The sequence below is a fragment of the Bradyrhizobium sp. genome (genome assembly GCF_049581145.1).
Classification (GTDB): Bacteria; Pseudomonadota; Alphaproteobacteria; order Rhizobiales; family Xanthobacteraceae; genus Bradyrhizobium.
This window is the reverse complement of sequence record NZ_JBAURI010000396.1, coordinates 1-3,371: the sequence shown is the minus strand read 5'-3', so window position 1 is coordinate 3,371 and position 3,371 is coordinate 1. Positions and strand designations below refer to the sequence as shown.

Sequence of the window (3,371 nt, the reverse complement as noted above, 5' to 3'; positions counted from 1 at the left end):
CCCTGGCATCGCGAGGTGCGACCTATTGCTTGAGCTCATCGATGACGATGGACGTCTCAGCGGCTGGCTCGAATACAGCACCGATCTGTTCGAGGCTTGCACGATGAGGCGGATGGCGGCGCATTTCCGGAGTCTGCTGCTGTCGATCGTCGAAGACCCTGAACAACGAATATCTCGTCTGCCGCTGCTGCCGCCGTCGGAATGGAAGCGGGTCGCGGGCGAAAGCAAGATCGAGACCAGGTCGTCCCGCCTGGGCACGTTCTGCGAACGGTTCGACAAGCAGGCCGCGCGAACCCCCGATGCCATCGCGGTATCCTTCGGGCTGGTCCGGCTCAGTTATCTCGAACTCGCAAGCCGAACTTCGGCCATAGCCGACCGGCTCTCTCGCGAGCAGGTCCGCCCCGACGAAATCGTTGTTCTGCTTGCCGAACGCGGCATCGATTTCCTGGCAGCAATGATCGCGATACAGCGGATAGGAGCTGCATTTCTTCCACTGGATCCGGCAATGCCAGCTGCGAGGCTGACGCAGATCATCGAGCACAGCGGCGCACGTATCATACTGGCCACGCGCGCCAGCGCGGCAGCGTTGCAAGTGACGCTGACAGGCCCGCGGCGTGGAAGGCGCCCCCGGGTTCTCGTTCTCGAGAATCTCGGTGGCGCGAGCGCGCGAGATTCCAATCGGCCGGTCCGCCGATCTTCCTCAAGCCTGGCCTGCGTGATCTACACGTCCGGCTCCACGGGCGTTCCGAAGGGCGCCATGATCGAGGAGCTGGGCATGCTCAACCACCTGCTTTCCAAGATCTCGGACCTCGACCTGTCAGCCTCTGACGTGGTCGCCCAGACCTCGCCCCAGAGCTTCGTCATCTCGGTCTGGCAATTTCTCGCGGCGCCGCTCGTGGGCGCGCGGGTCCATATCTGCAGCGAGGAGGTGGTACGGGATCCGGCTTTGCTCGCCCAGGAGATATCGCGCGAAGGAATCACCGTTCTGCAGATCGTGCCGGCGTTGTTACGCGAAATCCTGCGCAGGATACAAGACGAGCCGGCGTTGCTTGCGTTTGGGCGACTTCGCGTGCTGATTTCCACGGGCGAAAGCCTCGCACCGGAGCTCTGTCGCGATTGGTTTCAGCACTTCCCGGCCGTACCGATCATCAATGCGTATGGAGCGACCGAGACGTCTGACGATGTAGCCACGCATCGCCTGACGGCACCGCCCATTTCAAGTTCCACCGTGCCGATTGGTCGCGCCATAGCCAACACCCGCCTTTACGTCTTGGACTCCCACCAGCAGCCGGTGCCGATCGGCGTTGCGGGAGAGCTGTGTGTCGGGGGCGCCGGCGTGGGGCGTGGTTACCTCAACGACCCCGAACAGACCCGGCGCAAATTCTTGCGCGATCCGTTCTCCAAGCGTCCTCGCGCCCGCATGTACCGGACCGGGGACCTCGCGCGCTGGCGAGCCGACCTCACCCTGGAATGCCTCGGGCGCATCGACCATCAGGTCAAGATCCGTGGCTGCAGGGTCGAGCTCGAAGAGATCGAGCATGTCCTGATGGAACACGCCAAGGTGCAAGCCGCCGCCGTGGCAGCACGCGATTTCAATAAGGAGGTGCGACTGGTTGCTTATATCGCGGCCGCGACCGAAGGAGAGCCAAAGGCCAACGAGCTCAGCGACTTCCTCCGAACGCGATTTCCGGCCTACATGATCCCTGCGGGCTACGTCTTCCTCGATCGCATGCCGTTGACGCCCCATGGCAAGCTCGATCGTCCCGCCTTGGCAGCCATGCGCATCGCGATCGCGTCACAGGCAGAATCGATCGCACCACGTAGTTCGACCGAGCACATCCTGGCAAGCATCTGGGCAGAGATACTCGAGGTCGATGACATTGGGATCTCCAGCAACTTCTTCGACCTGGGCGGCCATTCGCTCCTGGCGGGTCGGGTTTTGGCCCGGATCGCCAAGATCTTCGGTGTTTCATTGCCGATCCGGGCACTGTTCGAGGCGACGACGATCGAGACGCTGGCCCGGCTGGTAGACCAGGCTCACGCAGTGAGCTCGGAATCGCCACAGCCGCAGACCGCGCGCGTGACGGGAGACGGGTCGCTGGCGGTCTCGATCGCGCAGGAGCGCGTGCTCGGGATCGAACGGGAATTGCCTGGACTGCCGCAGTTCAATCTGCCGTACGGCTTTCGTCTGCAAGGTCCGCTCAACGTTCCGGCACTGGAGCAGAGCCTGGCGGAGGTCGTGCGCCGACACGATTCGTTGCGCATGCGATTTGACTGGGCGAAACAGCGCCCGGTCGCTATCCTGGCTACAGCCACCGGCATCGATCTTCGGCTTGTCGCCGAAGATCTCGCCGCGGGGATATCCACCGCAAGCAAGCGCGCCAGGAAACTCGTGCTCGAGAAGGCCGAGCTGCGGGCGCAGCAGGAAGCCTGGGAACCCTTTGAGACGAATCGCGCGCCCCTGTTTCGGATGCGCCTGTTTCGGCTTGCTGACGACGATCACGTTTTGCTTCTGGTTCTGCACCACGGAATCGTCGACGGCTGGTCCATGGGGATCTTGTTTGAAGAGATATCCGAAATCTATTCGGCCCTTGCCGGCGGCCAACAAGCGGAGTTGCCAAGGCCGGAGCCTCAGTTCTACGATTTCGCGAGTTGGCAGCGTTGGTGGTGCACGACGGACCTGGCGAGCCGGCAGATCGCGTATTGGAGAGATCAACTGCGCGGGGCGGTTCCGGTTTTTTCAAGACACAGAAGCGCCGCCGGCGCGCGGCTGGACGCTGTAACGGCCCGCGAGCCGGTTCATCTGTCAACAGACCTCGTTGCGCGGCTGAGCGCCCTTAGTCGTAGCCAGGACACTACGCTATTCATGACGTTGCTGGCCGGTTTCAAAACGATGCTGCTGGCTCGGAACGGACACGGCGATATTTGTATCGCCACCATCATGGCCAACCGCTCGGAGCTATGGACCGAGCGCACGGTCGGGCTGTTCGAAAACACGACCCTGATCCGAACCCGCCTGGAGCCGGATCTTTCATTTCGGGAGGCGCTTGCTCGGGTGCGCGAGGCGGTCCTGGAGGCTCATGCGAGGCAGAATCTGCCGTTCGAGATCCTCGCAGCCCGATTGGCGGAAGAACAAGGTCCCGATCCAACATCGCTCACGCAGGCCTTTTTCGTCCTTCAAAACGCCGTTCGCCGGCCATTGGATCTGCGCGATCTGACCGTTCAGTCGTTTGGAACCGGCTATGACGGGCAGCCAGTCCTCGCGATCGATCACACCTGGTTGACGCTGATGCTGAAACAGGGACCTTCCGGCGTTACCGGCTCATGCACCTACAAGGAAGACCTGTTCGAGACCGACACGCTTCGTCAGT

General features: G+C 62.3%; 1 protein-coding gene. It reads left to right on the top strand.

Translation table 11 applies throughout. The annotated features are described in order from the left end of the window. Nucleotides 1-103: 103 nt before the first annotated feature. Nucleotides 104-3,371, top strand: a 3,268-nt coding sequence (locus WCB02_RS12785) for an amino acid adenylation domain-containing protein (protein WP_423958592.1), incomplete at its 3' end; no start/stop codon positions are given.